The organism is Brevibacillus parabrevis (assembly GCF_022701015.1).
Classification (GTDB): domain Bacteria; phylum Bacillota; class Bacilli; order Brevibacillales; family Brevibacillaceae; genus Brevibacillus; species Brevibacillus parabrevis.
The window spans coordinates 4386326-4403547 of record NZ_CP064090.1; the positions used below are offsets into that span (position 1 = coordinate 4386326).

16 protein-coding genes are annotated in these 17222 nt (G+C 53.9%); 5 read left to right on the forward strand and 11 right to left on the reverse strand.

Annotated features, from left to right (window positions below):
- Positions 1-90 precede the first annotated feature (90 nt).
- From IRJ17_RS19895 to IRJ17_RS19905, 3 genes are all read left to right on the forward strand, one after another.
- A complete protein-coding gene (locus IRJ17_RS19895) occupies positions 91-543 on the forward strand; it encodes a GNAT family N-acetyltransferase (RefSeq protein WP_242771711.1) in 453 nt (150 codons plus the stop codon).
- Between the two features lie 79 nt (positions 544-622).
- Positions 623-1075, forward strand: a complete 453-nt coding sequence (locus tag IRJ17_RS19900; RefSeq protein WP_242771714.1) for an NUDIX hydrolase — start codon at positions 623-625, stop codon at positions 1073-1075.
- Between the two features lie 599 nt (positions 1076-1674).
- A complete protein-coding gene (locus IRJ17_RS19905) occupies positions 1675-2424 on the forward strand; it encodes an alpha/beta fold hydrolase (protein ID WP_242771717.1) in 750 nt (249 codons plus the stop codon).
- A gap of 92 nt (positions 2425-2516) precedes the next feature.
- Here IRJ17_RS19905 and IRJ17_RS19910 read toward each other — a convergent pair whose 3' ends face one another.
- From IRJ17_RS19910 to IRJ17_RS19925, 4 genes are all read right to left on the reverse strand, one after another.
- Entirely contained in the window at positions 2517-3635 is a 1119-nt protein-coding gene (locus IRJ17_RS19910) for a YheC/YheD family endospore coat-associated protein (RefSeq protein WP_122963516.1), read from the reverse strand.
- Positions 3636-3694: 59 nt separating this feature from the next.
- Positions 3695-4603 (reverse strand): RluA family pseudouridine synthase, encoded by a 909-nt coding sequence (locus IRJ17_RS19915; protein ID WP_173595830.1) that lies wholly within the window; start codon positions 4601-4603, stop codon positions 3695-3697.
- A gap of 30 nt (positions 4604-4633) precedes the next feature.
- Entirely contained in the window at positions 4634-4981 is a 348-nt protein-coding gene (locus tag IRJ17_RS19920) for a thioredoxin family protein (RefSeq protein WP_122963654.1), read from the reverse strand.
- An 88-nt stretch (positions 4982-5069) separates the two neighbouring features.
- Positions 5070-5957 carry a LysR family transcriptional regulator gene (locus IRJ17_RS19925; RefSeq protein ID WP_122963518.1) on the reverse strand — a complete coding sequence of 296 codons (888 nt, stop codon included), beginning with the start codon at positions 5955-5957 and terminating at the stop codon, positions 5070-5072.
- A 116-nt stretch (positions 5958-6073) separates the two neighbouring features.
- Between IRJ17_RS19925 and leuC the strand changes: the two genes are divergently transcribed.
- Both leuC and leuD read left to right on the forward strand, forming a co-directional pair.
- The gene (gene leuC / locus IRJ17_RS19930) at positions 6074-7504 is read left to right on the forward strand and encodes a 3-isopropylmalate dehydratase large subunit (RefSeq protein WP_122963519.1); all 1431 of its coding nucleotides are present in this window, start codon (positions 6074-6076) and stop codon (positions 7502-7504) included.
- The gene (gene leuD / locus IRJ17_RS19935; RefSeq protein WP_122963521.1) at positions 7501-8085 is read left to right on the forward strand and encodes a 3-isopropylmalate dehydratase small subunit; all 585 of its coding nucleotides are present in this window, start codon (positions 7501-7503) and stop codon (positions 8083-8085) included. Before leuC ends, leuD begins: the two co-directional genes overlap by 4 nt.
- A gap of 104 nt (positions 8086-8189) precedes the next feature.
- On the opposite strand, the gene IRJ17_RS19940 is transcribed toward leuD, so the two are convergent.
- From IRJ17_RS19940 to IRJ17_RS19970, 7 genes are all read right to left on the reverse strand, one after another.
- Positions 8190-8702 (reverse strand): GNAT family N-acetyltransferase, encoded by a 513-nt coding sequence (locus IRJ17_RS19940; protein WP_122963523.1) that lies wholly within the window; start codon positions 8700-8702, stop codon positions 8190-8192.
- Between the two features lie 336 nt (positions 8703-9038).
- Positions 9039-10697 (reverse strand): AMP-binding protein, encoded by a 1659-nt coding sequence (locus IRJ17_RS19945; RefSeq protein WP_242771720.1) that lies wholly within the window; start codon positions 10695-10697, stop codon positions 9039-9041.
- A 117-nt stretch (positions 10698-10814) separates the two neighbouring features.
- On the reverse strand, positions 10815-11294 hold the full coding sequence (locus IRJ17_RS19950; RefSeq protein WP_122963528.1) for a hypothetical protein: 480 nt from the start codon (positions 11292-11294) through the stop codon (positions 10815-10817).
- 91 nt (positions 11295-11385) lie between these two features.
- On the reverse strand, positions 11386-11877 hold the full coding sequence (locus tag IRJ17_RS19955) for a YajQ family cyclic di-GMP-binding protein (RefSeq protein ID WP_063227007.1): 492 nt from the start codon (positions 11875-11877) through the stop codon (positions 11386-11388).
- Positions 11878-11909: 32 nt separating this feature from the next.
- On the reverse strand, positions 11910-12698 hold the full coding sequence (locus IRJ17_RS19960; protein WP_242771723.1) for an SDR family oxidoreductase: 789 nt from the start codon (positions 12696-12698) through the stop codon (positions 11910-11912).
- A gap of 198 nt (positions 12699-12896) precedes the next feature.
- Positions 12897-15992 carry an efflux RND transporter permease subunit gene (locus tag IRJ17_RS19965; RefSeq protein ID WP_242771726.1) on the reverse strand — a complete coding sequence of 1032 codons (3096 nt, stop codon included), beginning with the start codon at positions 15990-15992 and terminating at the stop codon, positions 12897-12899.
- A 4-nt stretch (positions 15993-15996) separates the two neighbouring features.
- Complete coding sequence (locus tag IRJ17_RS19970) at positions 15997-17220, reverse strand: efflux RND transporter periplasmic adaptor subunit (RefSeq protein ID WP_122963533.1); 1224 nt, start codon at positions 17218-17220, stop codon at positions 15997-15999.
- Positions 17221-17222 lie beyond the last annotated feature (2 nt).

Genomic DNA, 17222 nt, shown 5'->3' on the forward strand with positions numbered 1-17222 from the left:
CACAAGCTTTCCACACGCGAGGAATGGCCGCTGACAGCGCGGTTCCTTTTCCCCGATGTGGATAGGTTTTTGGCAAAAGGAGAGAACGAAATGGAAATCAGAAAGCTGGCTCCCCATGAAGAAGCGCCCATGGATCTGCTCTTGCTCGCAGATCCTTCGCAAAAATTGGTGGAAGACTATTTGCAAACGGGCCAGTGCTATGTTGCCGCCCAGGATGAACAGTTCGTTGGCGTCTATGTCCTCATCTCTACGCGCCCCGATACGATTGAGCTGGTCAACGTCGCTGTAGACGAAGCGCGTCAAGGACAAGGCATCGGCAAGCAGCTCGTTTTGCATGCCATCGAGACAGCGAAAGTGTCCGGCTACAAAACGATTGAGGTCGGCACAGGCAACTCCAGCCTGGATCAACTGGCCCTCTACCAAAAATGCGGCTTTCGCATGACCTGGATTGACCGGGACTTCTTTCTGCGCCATTATGAGGAAGAAATCTATGAAAACGGCATTCAGCTGACAGACATGGTTCGCTTCTCCCAAGACATTTGAGAGCGGGCGTCACCTGGAAAGGAACGATATGTACACGTACACCATCTGTTTTCTCAAACATGCAAACGAATGCCTTCTGTTGAATCGGCGCAAACCGCCGCTGATGGGCCGCTGGAACGGCGTCGGCGGCAAGCTCGCGCCAAACGAGTCTCCGCTTGACTGCGTGCTGCGCGAAGTTTTCGAGGAGACAGGTATTGCCTTGTCCTCCGCCACTTACAAAGGGGTCGTTTCGTGGAAGCTGGACGGAGATGTCGTTGGCGGCATGTACGCCTATGTGGCGGAACTGCCTGAGACGTTTGAGCGTCCGCTGACGCCACGTCGCGTTGAGGAAGGCATCCTGGACTGGCTGAGTCTCGACTGGATGCTGCATCCGAAGAACGAAGGGATCGCCGAAAATGTTCCGCAGTTTTTGCCGTACATGCTGGAACACGAGCAGCCGATCCAGCACGTTTTTACTTATGAGGGCGATCGGGTAATCCAGTACGAGCGCCTGCCGCTCCCGGAAGTGGCAGAAGCGGTGAAAAACGGATAGCTTTGCCGGTCGGTTCAGGTTCACCTCCCTCCACCATGGCGTGGCAAGGGAGGTTTTTTATGGGGAAAAGGCGGATATGTTACTGAACAACAATCTAGCATCTGGCACTGAAAGACCGCAAGCTCCTGTTCTTTTGCGAAACAACAAATCATTTCCCGTGCGGTTGTATCGCGTAGAATTTTTTATATGGGAGGTTTATAACTTTTTCTGCGCATCGTTTTTTGATCAGGCGCGATATTCACTAAGATCAAACTCTCTGCGATGCCCAGTTCCAGTCAAGAAAGCGGGTGGTCCTGGCTGTTTAGCTGTATCGAACACTCCGAAATCTTCCCCCAAACTCCATCTTGGCAAGCATTGGGCAATTCGCCCAACCACTCTCCCCTCACTCAGACAAAACAGCCAGACGAGGTATCTGGCAAGTTGGCAACTCCACTTTGGCATGTTGGAAACCAGCATTAAGTTTACATAATTAAATTATGGTTCACCTAACAGCACGATCCTACTCTCTCTATTCCCCCTAAAAACCTTTTCCATTTTGCGGAACTTGATCGGTTTGTCCACGTATGTAACCATATCAACCTAAAAGAAGGTGGCTTGCTTTGGCGATCGAGATCAAGAACATCCGTACTTCAAAAGGAATGCTGCAATACAACATCAGCGGCGACAACTCGCCCAAGCTGGTGCTGATCAACGGCGGGTCTGGTCCCATCGAAGGCTGGATGCGAGTCCTCCCCGCTCTGGCTGCGGAAAGTTCCGTTTTTTCCTACAATCGCTTGGGCGTCTCGGGCAGCGACAAACCGCAAGAGCCTCAGGACGGCGTCACGATTGTGGAAACGCTGCGCGAAGCACTAGCCGCTGCCGGCTGGGAGCCGCCCTTTTTGCTGGTGGGACATTCTTTGGGAGGGCTGTACGCCAATTTGTATGCCCGCCGCTATCCTGCTGAAGTATCCGGGATGGTCCTGATTGAAGCCAGCCATCCGAAAGATCTCCTGCTCGGGGACTACCAAACCAGCGCGGTCAAGGCAATCAACAGACTACTCGCCCTGTTCGACTCCTGGTCTGCACACAAAAAGTTCAGTGAGGTGCATTTTGTCCAGCAAACCGTCGCCCAGCTGAATGATCACGCGGCATTCCCTGACATCCCGCTGTACGTCATCACCGGAGGCAAGGAAAACCGCATGATGCCAGAAGCAGCGCGGCGAAAAAGGTGGGAGAACCAACGGGAATTGCTCGCCCTCTCCCCGCAAAGCCAGCATGTCGTCGCCAAAAACAGCGGACATTTCCCGCAATTTACGGAACCGCAGCTCGTCATCGAGACGATCATTGCGTGTGCGAAGCAAATCAGATAATCAAGTGATCTCCCGCTTCACCCGCTTTTACCCGCACCAAACAGCCGCAGCTTCATCAGCCCGGCTGTTTGCTCCGCTTTCTGCTTGCTTTCTTACCGACTCGCAACCTTTCGTTTCAGCAAAGGCTCGCGTCCTTCGCGCCCTTGCGTTTTCGCCAGGTAGATGGCGTACTCCAGCGGCCGTTGGATCGCGCGTTTGTACTGTTCCGTAGCCCCCATCTCGCGAAAAATTTCTCGCGCTGGCTTGGGGTTGACTTCGATCAGCCAGGCGCGGCCGTCTACATCGATCCCGATGTCCAGTCCGAACTCCACCATTCGCCCAAAGTGATCTTCCAGCGTCTCCGCTGTTTGATGGGCGAGGTCTTCACAGTCGCGGACGATTTGCGCCGAGCGTTCCTCGCCGAATTTGGGCTTTAAAAAGGCGGGAACCGGCACAGCTTTTCCGCCCCCGTGCAGGTTGGAAGTAGCGCTGCGCTCCCCCCCTACCCGGAAGCCGTGGCCTGTGATGCTCCACTCGCCTTGGCCGTTTTTCTGGATCAAAAGCCGCATGTCTACAGCTCGCGCTGGCACCAGTTGCAGCCGCAAGCCTTGCTGAACGATGTACTTCTCTTGCCTTGTCCACCGATCCGTCCAGCGCAAAACGGCGGAGATGTCGGAAAAGACCTTGGAAATCTTCGCCCTTTGCTTGTCGCGCCCAAGCAGACGATACCCTCCGCCGTGCTTCTCGATCGAGAGGATATTGCGTCCGCCTGTTCCATTCAACGGCTTTACGTACAAGAGCGAATGCCTGCCGAGCATTTTGATGAGATTTTGCCGATTGTACAAAAGCGTTTCCGGCAGCCAGCGATGCATGCGCGAATCGCGGTGCAATACCTCATGGACGCGCCATTTGTTCGCCAGACGATTGTTGGCGTACAAGAACGGGCTTGTGCGGCGAAATGCCACATAATCCTTGAACGCCTGGGTCGGTGTGTAGCGGTAACGGTCGAACACAGCGTCCGGACGGTCAAACAAGCGCGATTGCCACTTGCCGTTTGCATCCAGGACGTACCCTCTCACCTGCTTGCCTGATGCCAGCACGTCTTTTGGCGAAAATAAAAAGGCGGTGCAGCCCAGTTCTTGTCCCGCCTTCAGCAATCGGCGAAAATAGGTTGGCTCCGCGAATCGCTTGCCCTCCCGCCAAGTCAAGATGCCGATTGTGGGTCGTTTCATCCTGCCACCCTCTCTCGTTTCTTCCTTGGCAGTTTATTCACCATCCGGCAAAATGGCGCTTAGCGCAGCTTCTTTTCCAGTGCGAGCAAGTCGAGCGGCAGCGGGGCCGACGCCTGCACCAACTCTCCCCCGAACGGATGGGCAAGCGTCAGCACCGCCGCGTGCAGCGCCTGTCTTCTGATCAAATCTTGTTTCCCTCCATACAGCTCGTCGCCCAGCAACGGATGCCCGATATGACTCAGGTGGACGCGAATTTGATGCGTGCGCCCTGTCTCCAGTCTGCACTCGACTTTTGTCGCCGTCTTGTAGCGTTCCTTGACTTCATAGTGCGTGACAGCAGAATCGCCGTTGGGCGCGACTCTTCTGCGGGTGGCATGATACCTGTCCTTGCCGATCGGCTCATTGATTTTGCCGTTCCCTTTTGCCATCTGCCCGGAGACGAAAGCGAGGTATGTCCGCTTGATTTTGCGCTCGCGCAGCATCTCGTCCAGCAAGGCCGACGCCCAGGCGTGCTTGGCGTACAAAACCACCCCGGACGTATCCTGATCCAGCCTGTGCACATGACGCACTTTCGCTTGCAGTCCGGTGCGGAAAAAGTGCCCGGACACCAAATGATCCAAAGTCAGGTGATGGTTCGGCTCGGTTGGATGAAGCAGCATGCCCGCAGGCTTGTTCACGATCAGCAGATGGTCGTCTTCGTACAAAATCGGCACCGTTTCGCTCGCCGGGTCCAGTCCGAGCGGCTCTGGCTGGCACAAGCGCATGCGAATTTCCTGTCCCTCTCGCACTTGCGTGTGCTGGGCACAAGGAGCGCCGTCTACAAGCACTTCTTTATGCTGAAACAAAAGATGGACCTGCTTGCGTGGCAGCTTCCATCCCTCGCGCAGCAGGTTCCCGATCGGAATGGCGTCGTCCTCCGCCTGCAAGTGGCAGACGAGCCATTCCCCTTCTTTTTTCATCGATCGCATGGTCAATCTCCCTGCCTTATGTTCGTTGCATTACTCTGCGTTCAAACCGTTGTTTACCTGAACGGCGCGGTCGAGAAAACGCTCGATCTCTTCGCGGCTTTTGCCGAGCTTGCTGACGAAGCGAACGAGCTCTTTGCCCCGGCTGAACGCGATGAAGCTGGGAATCCCGAACACATCGTGCTTCTGGGACAAATCAGGCAGCGTATCGCGATTGACAGCGACCATGTCCACTTGCTCTTTATATTGTTCTTCCACTTCCGGCATGAACGGATCGATGCGGTGACAGTCCGGGCACCAATCGGTAAAAAATTTGACCACGACGGGCTTCTCGGCGGCAATCGCCTGTTCAAATTCTGCTTCTGTCTTGAGTTCTCTCATCATGGATCTTCCTTCCTAGAATGATTTGGAAACAGTGTAGCACAAAGCCTGCCTGTTTGTCGCACGCGGCTGACACTTCATCCGCTTTTTACAACGCCCCGCCCTGCTCCACCAAACAGCGCACAAACGCTTCAGCCGGGCGCGACAGCGGCTTGTCTTTGCGATAGGCAACGACGAGTGTCCGGTATGGCTTCGTCGTAAGCCGCACGTAGGCGGGCGGCTCTATCGTCCCTGGCGCCAGCGTAATCATTTCCGGGGCAAAAGACAGCCCCATGCCCGCCGCGACCAGCGATTGGACGGTCTGGATGTTGGTGCTTTCAAAGACGATGCGCGGACGGAAGCCAGCTTGCTCGCACAACCGCAAGGAAATCGTCCGGAAGCCTTGCCCTTCCTTCAGCAAAATGAACGGCTGATCCGCAAGCTCGGCCAAGTCGACCTGCTTTTTGCCAGCCAATGGATGATTCGGCGGCACCGCCAGGAAAATTTCTTCATTGATCGCCGGAATGATCTCCAGCGAAGGGTCGCTGATCGGCATCGTCAGCAAGCTGACGTCGATTTTTCCGCGCACGAGCAACTGTTCCAGATGGCTGGATGTTTCCTCCATCAGTTGCAGCTCGACTCCGGGGAACAACTTGGTAAACGTCGGCAACACACGCGGCAGGACGTAAGCGCCCGTGATCGGCAAGCTGCCAACCAGCAGTCGGCCGCTCTCCCCCACTGCATACGCGCGCATTTCCCGCTCCAGCCCTTCCGACATGTCTACCAGCGTCTGCGCCACCTGCACAAAACGTTGGCCCGCATCTGTCAGCTCCACATGCTGGGGCAAACGATGAAACAGACTCACACCCAATATTTTTTCCAGCTTGGCGATTTGCTGGCTAAGCGATGGCTGAGCCAGATGCAAGCGGTTGGCCGCACGCGAAAAGCTGCGTTCCTCCGCTACTGCAAGCACATAACGAATCTGTCGTAACTCCATAAAAAACCTCCCGATAGGCAAAAGCTATCCTTCTCATAATTATTATATCTTTGAACTATTTTCTTTGCCATGATACAACCTTGTTAAGAGTTTTCGCACGAAGGAGGCATTCACTAATGAAACCCCGTACAATGTTTGAAAAGATTTGGGACAATCACGTGATTCACGAGGAAGCTGGCAAACCGAGCCTTTTGTACATTGATCTGCATCTGGTGCACGAGGTGACTTCTCCGCAAGCGTTTGAAGGGCTCCGCCTGGCTGGCCGCAAAGTCCGCCGTCCAGAACTGACTTTTGCCACCATGGACCACAACGTGCCGACAGCGGATCGCTTCAATATCAAAGACCCGATCTCCCGTCAGCAAATGGAAACACTGACTGATAACTGCCGGGAATTTGGCATTACACTCGCTGACCTGAACAGCCCGGATCAAGGAATCGTCCACGTCATCGGCCCTGAGCTTGGCCTGACACATCCCGGCAAAACGATCGTGTGCGGCGACAGCCACACTTCCACGCACGGGGCATTCGGCGCCCTCGCCTTTGGGATCGGGACGAGCGAGGTCGAACACGTACTCGCCACACAATGCTTGCCGCAGCTGAAGCCAAAAACGATGGAAGTCCGCGTGAACGGCGACCTGCCTTTCGGTGTCAGCGCAAAAGACTTAATATTGGCGATTATCGCAAAATACGGAACTGACTTTGCAACCGGGTACGTCGTAGAGTACACAGGCGAAGCGATCCGCAAGCTGACAATGGAAGAGCGCATGACCGTGTGCAACATGACGATTGAAGGTGGCGCACGCGCCGGGCTGATCGCTCCGGACCAAACGACGTTTGACTATCTGCAAGGCCGCCGCTACGTTCCGCAAGGCGAAGACTTCCTGGCAGCAGTGGAAGCATGGAAAGAGCTGTGCACAGACGAAGGCGCTACGTACGATACATGTGTCGAAATCGACGCCGCTGCCATCGAACCGCAAGTGACATGGGGCACCAGCCCAGGCATGGGCACGAACATCACCAGCACGGTTCCAGACCCGGAAGCTTTCGAGACTACGGCACAGCGCAAAGCGGCTCAGGACGCTCTCGCCTACATGGATCTTGCTCCGGGAACGCCTATGAGCGAAATCAAAATCGACCGCGTCTTCATCGGCTCCTGTACAAACGGACGGATTGAAGACTTGCGCAAAGCGGCGGAAGTTGCCAAGGGACGCAAAGTCTCCCCTTCCGTACACGCGATGGTCGTACCTGGCTCCCAGGCAGTCAAGCAGTTGGCTGAGCAAGAAGGCTTGCATCTCATTTTCCAGGAAGCCGGTTTTGACTGGCGTGAATCCGGCTGCTCCATGTGCCTCGCCATGAACCCGGATATCTTGTCAGAAGGAGAGCGTTGCGCTTCCACTTCCAACCGCAACTTCGAAGGACGTCAAGGCCGTGGCGGACGCACTCACCTCGTCAGCCCGGAAATGGCTGCCGCGGCTGCCATCGCAGGCCGCTTCGTAGACGTACGTGAATGGAAAAGAGAGAGCGCAAGCGAGGAGGTATTCCAATGAACCCATTTGTCATCCACACCGGACTGGTCGCGCCACTGGACCGTGTCAACGTAGATACAGACGCAATCATCCCGAAACAGTTCCTGAAACGCATCGAGCGCAGCGGCTTTGGCCAGTTCCTGTTTTATGAATGGCGCTTTAACGTCGATGGCTCGCCGATCGACTCGTTCATCCTGAACACCCCTGCCTACAAAGACTCGACTGTGCTTCTCGCCCGCAACAACTTCGGCTGTGGCTCGTCGCGCGAGCACGCTCCGTGGGCTTTGCTCGACTACGGCTTCCGCTGCGTGATCGCTCCGTCTTTTGCCGACATTTTTTACAACAACTGCTTCAAAAACGGCATCCTGCCGATCAAGCTCAGCGAAGAGCAAGTCGACGAACTGTTCTTGCGCACACAAAGCCGCGAAAATTACGAGCTGACGATTGATCTCGAACAGCAAGTCGTGCGCGACAGCGATGGTTTGTCCTATCCGTTCGAGGTTGACCCGTACCGCCGCTACTGCCTGTTGAACGGCCTCGACGACATCGGGATCACGCTGCAATACGAGGACAAAATCGCTGCCTACGAAGCGAATCGTTAATCTTTTTGCTCGAAACATGTTTTTCCATACAGAAGCGAAGGCATGCTGCCACACATGCCTTCGCTTTTTCGTCTGGTCAAGCGTTCGTTTTCAAGCGGTAGCCACTACTCGTGCAAGAGTACATACATCAGCGTCTCGTCGACGTAGCGCTCCCCTACCTTCAAAGCTTGTTTTTCATAACCGTACGGCACAAAACCCATTTTCTCGTAAAAACGTACGGCCCCAGGGTTGCTCGTCACAACCGCAAGCTGAACCTGGCTAATGTCTCCGCGCGCTTTCAAATACGCCAGCTCTTCGTGCATCAACGCTTGCGCGATACCTGTCCCGCGATGCGCTTCCCGGACGTACATGGACACGACCGCTGCCTTATGCCGCGCCTTGATGCCGCGATGGCGGAAATAGCCGATGATCCCTACCAGTTCCCCTGCGACGAAAGCGCCAAAATAACCGCTGTCGCCTTGTGGTCCCTGAGACAGCCGCTCCTTCCACTCCGCCATAGGCCGTGCTGCATCTTCTTCATACGTAGCACCGAATGCATCCGGGTCGGTTTGCAACCCTTCCAATCTTACTTTTACAAAAGCTTCTGCATCTTCTGGCCCCAATCGGCGGACTTCCATTGTGCGTTTCCCCTCTCTCCTCGCATTTCAACTCATGATAGTAAAGAGTTGCCAGGTTGTAAAGGTTGGAAAAACCCTTTTTTAACCATTTTTGTCACAGAGAACAGTTTTCTTGGAAGGTGCGTCCGCTTTCCCGCCAAGCTACAGAGACAACAAACGGTGTTGCGGAACTGGAAGCTGCATTTTCTCCACTGCTGACGGAACGAAGCGGTACCGCTACTGGATCGGCTGTCCGGTCGGCACAAAGCGGCTATGCTTCCAGATCACCAGCCTGACCGGAACAAAAAGCGCCAGGACAGCATCCCCCGGCGCTTCTTTTCACCACTTATTCGTTGCTCAGGCAAGCTCGTTCCGGGCCGAATCGGCAAGATCAAACGATGCCAGCGCCTGTTCACGCAGCTTGAACTTTTGAATTTTGCCAGACGCTGTCATCGGGTATTCGGCGACGAACTGGATGTAGCGCGGCGTTTTGAAACGGGCAATTTTGCCTTCGCAGTACGCCAACACTTCCTCCTCTGTCAGCGTCTCGCCCGGTTTTACCCGAATGCAGGCCAGCACCTGCTCTCCGTATTTGGCGTCTGGAACACCGACGATTTGCACGTCCAGTATTTTCGGATGCGTGTACAGAAACTCCTCGACCTCACGCGGATAAATATTTTCCCCGCCGCGAATGATCATATCCTTCAATCTGCCTGTGATCCGGTAGTAGCCTTCCTCGTCGACCGTCGCCAAATCTCCCGTATGCAGCCAACCCTCTTCGTCGATCGCCTTCGCGGTTTGATCCGGCATATTGTAATACCCTTTCATCACCAAATATCCGCGCGTACACAGCTCGCCCTGGACGCCAGGAGGCAGCGTCTCTCCCGTCGCTGGGTCGATGACCTTCGCTTCCACTCCTTCGTGCAGCCTGCCTACGGTGGACACTTTGCGCTCGATGGAATCTTCTGGCCGCGTCTGGGTGATGACCGGGGAAGCTTCCGTCTGTCCATAGGCGATCGTGATGTCGCGGATGCCCATTTTGTCCACTACGTTTTTCATTACCTCGATCGGGCAAAGAGAACCCGCCATAATGCCCGTGCGCAGCGAACTGAGATCGCGCTCGGCAAAAGACGGATGGTTCAGCTCGGCGATGAACATGGTCGGCACTCCGTACAGCGCTGTGCATCGTTCGGCTTCGACAATCGAGAGCACCAGTCCGGGATCGAAAGCGGTGACCGGGACCATCGTCGCTCCCGTGGCACCGCAGGCAAGCGTGCCCATCACGCAGCCAAAGCAGTGAAAAAACGGCACGGGGATGCACACCCGGTCTTCGATGCCGAGCCCTTGACATTCCGCTACCTTGATGGCGTTGTTGACGATGTTCACATGCGACAGCATGACTCCTTTGGGGAAGCCAGTCGTCCCTGACGTATATTGCATGTTGATAACGTCGTCGGGCGAAAGCGACTCTTGCCGCAAACGCCGTTCTTCCTCGCTGACCAGCTCGGCCCGCGCGAGCAAATCTGCCCATAAAAACATCCCCGGCTGCCGCTCCTCGCCCAAGTAGATGACATTGCGCAAATGGGGAAGCCGCTTCGACTGGAGAGCGCCCGGCTCACACGTCTCCAGCTCGGGACAAATTTCCTTGATCATGTCGAGGTAGTTCGCGTCCCGATACCCGTCGATGAGCAGCAGTGTCGTCGATTCAGACTGCCGCAGCAAATACTCCAGCTCATGGACGCGGTAGCTTGTATTCACCGTCACAAGCACCCCGCCCATCTTGGCCGTTCCAAACTGGGAAATCACCCATTCCGGCACATTTGTCGCCCAGATCGCGATGTTCTCCCCTTTTTGAATGCCGAGCGACATAAATCCCCTTGCCGCCTGGTTGCACACTTCCTGAAACTCGGCAAACGAATAACGCAACGATCGTTCATGGTAGACTAGCGCTTCCTTATCCTGATAAAGTCTGGTTGTCTCATCCAGCAAGTTGCCAATCGTAATCATCCGCAGCATGCAAGCACCCCCAAAAACATTCAGACTATTCCATCTTTATCAACTAGGATTCGTTCTCTTCCATCATATTCCTTCCGAACAGAAAAAGAAAAGCGCCCTCATCGGAACGCTTTTCGCTTATTTCACCACAATTTTTTGCGTCGCTTCTACCTTGTATGGCAGATGGTTGCTGTAATTCAGCTCCACGCGGATTTCGTGCTCGCCTTTTGGCAGCTTTTTCAGCATGAACTCCGGATGGTAGATCATTCCTTTGGATTCTCCATCGAGGTACAGATGGGCGTGGCCTTTGCCAAACACCGGGGTTTGCCCAAGCTCGCTGCTCTCCTGAACGAACTCGAAGTTTTGCGTCAAAAGCGACACTTCTGCTGTCGTCCCGTCCACGGAAATATCCATGTTCAAAGACGGCTTGGCGGCATCGGTCGGCTGGCTCACCGGAGTGTTGGCCGTGGTAGTCGGCACACTCGTGTCACCTGGTCGATAGGAGTCAGAGACGTGCAACGGGTCTTTGACCAATAGCACGATTCCCGCCACCAAAACAACTACGAAGACGATCCCGCCCAAAATGAGATTGCGCATACTGATAATAAAGACCTTCATGTCTCTACTCTCCCTTTCGCAAGTGCTTGTCACTTATTTGTACATGCATATGCGAGAGCAAAGAGAGTTAGACGCAAAACTTTTCTAGCAATCAGCGGTAGTTGATAAATTGCACGTCGAGCGCCAAATCTGCCTTGCGGATCGCCTGAATGATCTGTTGCAGTTCATCCCGGCTTTTTCCGGTCACGCGGATTTGATCGTCCTGCACTTGCGTTTTCACCTTCAACCCTGCGTCTTTAATGATGCTGTTGATCTTTTTGGCGTTTTCCTTGTCGATTCCTTGCACCAGCTTCACGCGCTGCCGAACCGTCCCGCCCGCTGCCGGCTCCACTTTTTGATAGTCCAGGTTTTTGATCGGGACGTCGCGCTTGACCAGCTTGCCGAGCAAAATGTCTTTGACCTGGCCGAGCTTAAATTCGTCATCCGAGATGAGGACAAGCTCTTCCTTTTCCAATGAGATGCTGCTTTTGCTCCCTTTGAAATCAAAGCGATTCTCGATTTCCTTCAAAGCCGTCTGGATGGCGTTGTTCACTTCCGACAAGTCCACCTTGGATACGATGTCAAACGAGCTTTCTTTGCTCATTTTCTTTCCTCCTTTGAATGGGAAATAGTGCCCTAGATCGCCCGGACCAGGCCGCCGTCAACGAGAAACGATTGTCCGGTGACATAGCTGTTGGCTGGCGACGCCAAAAAAGTCACCGTGCGGGCAAATTCATCCGGGTGACCGTACCTGCCAAGCGGAATTTGCTGCTCCCAGTTTGCGCGGACTTCATCTGCCGTAACGCCTTTTGCATTCGCGCTTAGTCCGTCCAGTTGCTGCACGCGGTCTGTGGCGATTCGTCCCGGGCCGATTGTGTTAATCAAAATGCCGTCCGGCCCCAGCTCGGAAGACAACGTTTTCGCCAAGCCCAAAACGCCCGTGCGGAACGTGTTGGACAAAATCAAGTTTTCCAACGGCTGCTTGAACGAAGAAGAGGCAAAGTTGACGATGCGCCCAAACTGGTTGGCGCGCATATGCGGCAAAACGGCGCGAATCGCCCGGACATAGCTCAGCAAGTTCAGCTCAAAGGCGGAAATCCACTGCTCGTCCGTCAACTGGTCAAACTTGCCCGCGGCAGGCCCGCCTGAATTGTTGATTAAAATATCCACGCTGCCAAACTCGCTGACGGTCGCCTGCACAACCCGCTCGATATCTTCCGGCTTGGTCACATCGACGACCACGGCAAGCGGAGCTTTTCCTGTTGCCTGTTCAATCTCGGCGCGAACAGCTTCCAGAGCGCCTTCGTCTCTGCCGCAAATCGTTACGTTTGCTCCCTCGTGAGCGAGGCAAAGCGCTGTCGCTTTTCCCAGCCCTTTTGTCGACGCAAGCACAAGAGCTGTCTTACCCTTCAGTTGCAGATCCATAGTCAGACTCCTTTCGCGATGCGTATGTATCTTCCTTAGTTTCTATTCTACAGAACTTTCTGACGAACGAAAAGCAAAGAGAAGGGGCAAAAGCACACCTTCCCTTCTCTTCTTTTCGCTATCGTATTGGAACGCACTTCGTTGATCAGATGTGCCCCGCTTGCTTGCGGCAAGCAAAGCAGTCTGATTGCTCACGTGCTACAGCTCGGTTTTGGAAACCTCGTTGTTTTTGTTTTGTTTCGCCAAACGCTTGGCTTCCCGTTTCGCTTGACGCGCTGCCTTGCGAGCCAGGCGTTTTTCTTTTGCCCCTTCGAACAAAGAGTACAGCACAGGCACGAGGATCAAGGTAACCATCGTATGGAAAATCAAGCCGGCAATAACGGCTGTCGCAAGCGGAGCTTCCATGTCGGAGCCTTCCGCCATTGCCAATCCCATCGGCAGCATCCCCAGGATTGCTGTCAGCTTCGTCATGATAACCGGACGCACGCGGTCTTTCGTTCCTTGCACGATCGCTTCTGCCGTAGCCATGCCGCGACCGCGCAGCAGGTTGATCCGGTCGATCAGCAAGATCGCGTTGGAGACCACGATACCGACCAGCATGATAATCCCGATCATCGCCATCTCGCCAAACGTTCGTTGCGTGAGCACGAAGCCAAGTACCACGCCAACCAGTGCCATCGGAATTGTCAGCATAATGATGAACGGCTGCGACAGTCGGCCGAACTGCGCGACCATGATGACATAGATCAGCGCAAGAACGCCGAGGAAAACAAGAATCCCTTGTGTCATGTTGGCGCTTTGTTCTTTCAACTGGCCGGCAATTTCCACTTTGTATCCCTCTGGAATGACCATGCCCGGCAGCTTCTCGTTGATTTCACGTCCAACCGTACCCAAATCGCTTCCCAACAGCTCTGCGGACACACTGATGATCCGTTCGCCTTTTTGATGTGTAAGCGTAATCGGCGATTTGCTGTAGACCCAATCTACGAGGTCAGCAAGCGGCACTTGTGCCCCTTTCTCGGATGTTACCGTAATCCCCTTGAGCTGCTCTGGATGCTTCAGCCAGTTGTCCGGCATTTTGGCGACCACATCCACATCGATGCCATCTTTTGTGATGGACGTAATGTGCTGGTTGCCAATCAGAACGCTCAGTTGCTGGAGCAAGGAGCGATGGTCAACGTTCAGTCTGGCCAGTGCATCTTGCTTCGGAATCAGCGTTACTTTTTCTTTTCCTTCTTTGAAATCGTTGCGAATATTCGTTACGCCATTGATCGTGGACAGCATGCCCTCAAGCTCCGTGGCGATCTTGCGCATTTGCTCCATATCGTCCCCGGTGATGTTGAGCTGAACCGGGGCTGATCCACCTTGTTGTCCGAAAGACATGGAGATGGACTCAATGCCTGGAATCGCATTCAGGCGCTCGTTGATATCAGCCGTCAAAGCTTCCTTGGTACGATTGCGTTGCGACTTCGGCACGAGTGAGATGAAGATGTCCGAATCACTTTTGGACGCTATGAAGAAGACGTCTTTTACTTCGGGAATGCCCCGCAGTGCTTCTTCTCCGACCACCGCAGCTTTTTGCGTGCGTTCCAGCGTTGAACCCGTCGGCATCTTCAGCGTGGCAAAAATAAAGTTTTCGTTCGGATCGAGTCCGTTCCCCATCTTCACAAAAGGGGTAAGGAAAGTTACGGCGACAAGCATGAGCACCGCCACGATAATCGTCTTGACCCGGTGGCGCAAAGCCATATTCAACAGCCCGTTGAACAACCGATTGACAGCGTGTTCTTTTCCTTCGCCCTCCAGCGAGACCTTTTTATCTTTCTGCAAAAATCGATCGGAAAACACGGGTACGAAAAAGAACGCGGCAATGGTCGAAGCGATGATGGCAGCCGATACGGTAAAGGCAATCGTCGCCATGATCGGTTTGAGCCAATCGGCAAAGTCTGCAAAAACGAGCGGCAAAAATACGACGATGATCGTAAGCTGCGAAGTAAATACAGGCGTCAGTACCTCTTTCGTTCCTTTGATGATCGCCTGTTTCAGCTGCTCGCCTTTTTCACGGAAATGATAGATGCTCTCCAGTACGACGATCGCGGCGTCGACAATCAAGCCGACCGACAAGCTCATCGAGAGCAAGCTGACCATGTCGATGTTGTAGCCAGCCATTTTCATGGCGATAAAGGTCATGAGAGCTGACAATGGCAATGTCGTTGCGATGACGAGCGTCACCCTCCAGTTGCGCAAGAACACAAACAGGATGATGATCGCCAATGCCCCACCAATGGCCACATCGCGGCTGAGGTTCGATACCGCATGCTCGATGAAGGAAGCAGCCTCAAACATGACTTTTATTTGATATTTTCCATCGGCTTCCGTATTGATCTGCTTGATGAGTTGCTCGACATTGCGCTGGGTAGTAATCAGATCGTAACCGTCTGAGCGCGACACGCTAAGGTGTACGAATACCATGCCATCAGTCAGCGCTACCGAGTCTTTCACTTTTCCGCGCATGTCTTCCACAGTCGCCAATTGCTCCAGCGTGACGGTTCCGTTTGGCGTGTTGATCGGCAGCACATTCATTTCCTGTACAGAATGGAAGCTGTTGTCGATCATGATGACCGTGTCAAAGCCTGTGTTTTCGAGCGTGCCGATCGCCTGCTTCCAGTTCGTTTCCTGTAGCTGGGAAACAACCTCGGATGGCGTTGTGCGGTAGGCGTTCAGTCTCTCAGGGCGCAAAGTGATCGCGATTTTGTTCTCAAAGCTGCGATCTGATACAGACACTTCTTTTACGCCTGGCACTTCTTCGATCCGGTCTTTGAGCGTTGTTTTTGCCAGGCTCAGCATCGCTTTCGGATCGGCTCCCACAAGCGCGTAGTCGATCATTTGATCGTCCCCGAAGCTGTTCTGGGTTACGCTGACCGTGTCAATCGCTTTCGGGAAGCCGTTGCGCAGCCGGTTAACGGTATTTTGCACATCTTGCTTAACTTGTTCCCCTTTGCCTTCCAAGGCGATAATCGTAATATTGGCGTAACCTGTACCTGTAGTAGAAGAGTATTCTTTAATGTTTGCAATTGACTTGATATTTTGCTCGATGTTCTTCGTTACCTTCTCTTCCATCTCTTCCGGGGGAAGTGCCCCACCCGATACATTGACGAAGATCGATGGGAAGTTTGTTTTCGGAAGCAGCTCGACATTGAAGCTGAACAGCGAGCCCAAGCCAGCAAGCACAAGCAAAAAGGTAAACAAGTACACAATCAGGCGTCGTTTCAGCAAAAAGAGAATCAACTTTTCCATGCTACTATTCTCCCTTCGCCTCTACTTTTTGCCCCTCGACGTAGAAAGTAATGCCGCTGCGCAAAAGCTGGTCGCCTTCTTTGACGCCCGAGAGAATCTCGATTTGATCGTCCACGATCTGTCCGGTCTTCACTTCCTTCTTCACAGTAAGGCCATCTTCCACCGCCATGACATAGTGCTCTGTAGAGTTAACTCCGACACTTTCCAGCGGCACCAAAAATCCGTTCACTTTGCGCGGAGCCTCAATCGTTGCAGCCATTCCGCCGCGCCAGAATCCATCTGCATTCGGGATCGTTACTTCCACCCGATACTTGCCTGTTTCCTTGCTCACGACCGGGGAGACAAAAGTAATCGTTCCCTGGCTTTGTTTGCCGTCATCGGATACAGCCTGCACCTTCGTTTTTTCCTGGAATTGACTGATGAGATCATTGGTAATATCAAGAGTGACTTTCACTTCGCTCAAGTCCACCAGATGAATGATTTGATCGCCTGGCGAAGCCTGTTCGCCTGTTTGTTTGTATACATCCACGACCGTTCCGGCAAAAGGAGCATGAATTTTCGCATCATCCAGACTCTTTTTCGCCCGCTCAACCTGTCCGGCTGCCGATTTGATCGATGCGTTGGCCATGGCGATGTCCTCTGGCTGCGCACCGCGTTGCAATTCGGTGAGGGACAGTTGTGCGTCTCGCGCAGAAATTTCCGCTTGAGTCAGGGCGCGTTTCAAGTCATTTATTTCGGTCTGTGAAATAGCTCCGCCAGCAAACAGCTTTTCGCCTGCTGTCAGGTCCTGCTTTGCTTTTTCCAGACGGCTTTGGGCACTTTGCACTTGCAGTCGTTGCTGTTCAATCGCCTCGGCAGTTGCTCCCTTCAATGCTTTGTTTTTGCGCGCCGCTGCCTCTTCCACCTGGCTTGCAGCTGCTTCTACTTCCTTTTGGTAGTAACGCGAGTCAAGCGTTGCCAACAACTGGCCTTGCGCGATCTTCATCCCTTTACTTACCGGGATGGATGAAATCGTTCCTCCCGTTCCAAAAGGCAGTACGGCGTCACGCTTTGCCTCTACCATTCCGGTAACACGCAGCACGACTGGCTGTGCAGCTTTTTGAACCGTAACCACTTCAACGACTTTCGCTTTTGCCTCAGCCTGCGTTGGAGGCTCTGGTGCTGGGCCTCCGCAACCAGCCGTAACCAGCAATAGAGAGGCCATGATGATCGATGCCCGTTTTTTCACAA